Raw genomic sequence first — 1,456 nt, forward strand, 5'->3', positions numbered from 1 at the left:
CCAACAATAACTAGAAAGAAAATACCTAAAGAAATATCTAAGTAAAAGGCAAGGATAGCCATAAAAATTGGAGTGATTAAAGCTGCAGTTTGGTCCGGTATCAAATGGGCAACAATCATATGAGTTTGTTCCACATTGTTATCAATAATTTTTCTGACTTCACCAGACTTGTGTGTGTCATAAAAGCTCTGTGATGCTTTTAAGAGATTTTTTATACCTTTTTCTCTAAGCCTTGTTTCTAACCTAAATCCAGCCAAATGACTCATCCAAAGTCCTAAGAAATAAATAAGTCCATGACAAATAAATAAAATTAAAATCACAACAGCTCTTTTTTTCGCATCACTTATTATAGTGCCAATAAATACATCTCTTAATAGGGTCCATATCAGATAATATGCAAAAAATAGCATACACGTTCCTATAAGTGTAAATAAAACTGCCAAAATGCCTTGTATTTTTCTCTCAGGCATATATGCAAATAGCTTCCTGTATAATTTCAAAATAAACCTCCTTATAAATGATATTATTTATCGTTTATATTATAAGATAAATTTTTTATATATACATAGCAAAAATAACTTTATATTCAAAAATTATTCAAATAAAAAAAACAAGGAGTATTTTCCCCTTGCCTTTTAAATTTAAAACTATTCCAATATTATTTTTATTTTTTCATCATAACAAACATAGAATTTAGACCATAATTTTCCTTATCACGTCTAGCCGAATGTAGGCTTTCTGTCAAAAAAGTAGACTTTTGAGAAATCTTAATATTTTCTCTAATAAGACCTTGTTCAGTTAATAGGTCCAAATTAGCAGAAATTAAAGACAAATAAAACTTTTCATTCCTATATTTAAAGAAACTGTCCCTATTTTTAAAAGATTTAAAAGCATCATATACCTCTTCGCCAACCTCATAATTTTCTTGGTCAATTGTCGGTCCAATAAAACCTATTATGCTTTCTCTTTGACAAGAAAAAATCTTTTTCCATCTTTATTAAAGTTTTTTCAACAATCTTTTTGCTCGTTCCTCTCCAGCCTGAATGAATAATAGAAAGTACTTTTTTAGACTTATCATATAATACAATAGGAGTACAGTCTGCAAATTTTATTAAAAGCCCTATATTCTTTTTATCAGTAATTAGTGCATCTGTATTGTCAAAATATTTACCATAAAAATAATCATCACCATTTTCCCCTGAGGCATAGCAAATATTATAGGTGTGCATCTGTCTACATGAGTATATTTCATAAGGATTAATTTTTAATTTTTTTATAATATCTTGTGCATAAGATTTAACTTTATTTCCTTCTTTTTGAGTTCTAAAAGACATTTCCTTTCCTGAAATATAATTTATAACTCCATTTTTTTCAAGAAAATCGGAATTCATTTAATCATCACTTCTTCCAATAATAATTTATAAATTTAATAATTTTTATATTATTTGAGCTTGAA

At 27.3% G+C, this 1,456-nt stretch carries 3 protein-coding genes; all 3 read right to left on the minus strand.

Annotated features, from left to right (window positions below; genetic code table 11):
- The coding region (locus tag HMPREF9131_RS05530; RefSeq protein WP_009345875.1) for an ABC transporter transmembrane domain-containing protein at positions 1 to 500 on the minus strand (500 nt) is incomplete at its 3' end.
- 164 nt (positions 501 to 664) lie between these two features.
- Positions 665 to 982, minus strand: a complete 318-nt coding sequence (locus tag HMPREF9131_RS08705; RefSeq protein ID WP_369744396.1) for a laccase domain-containing protein — start codon at positions 980 to 982, stop codon at positions 665 to 667.
- On the minus strand, positions 930 to 1,391 hold the full coding sequence (locus HMPREF9131_RS08710) for a polyphenol oxidase family protein (protein WP_009345877.1): 462 nt from the start codon (positions 1,389 to 1,391) through the stop codon (positions 930 to 932). The genes HMPREF9131_RS08705 and HMPREF9131_RS08710 overlap by 53 nt, the downstream gene beginning before the upstream one ends.
- Between the last annotated feature and the right edge of the window lie 65 nt (positions 1,392 to 1,456).

The organism is Peptoniphilus sp. oral taxon 836 str. F0141, assembly GCF_000179335.1.
GTDB lineage: Bacteria > Bacillota > Clostridia > Tissierellales > Peptoniphilaceae > Peptoniphilus_A > Peptoniphilus_A lacrimalis.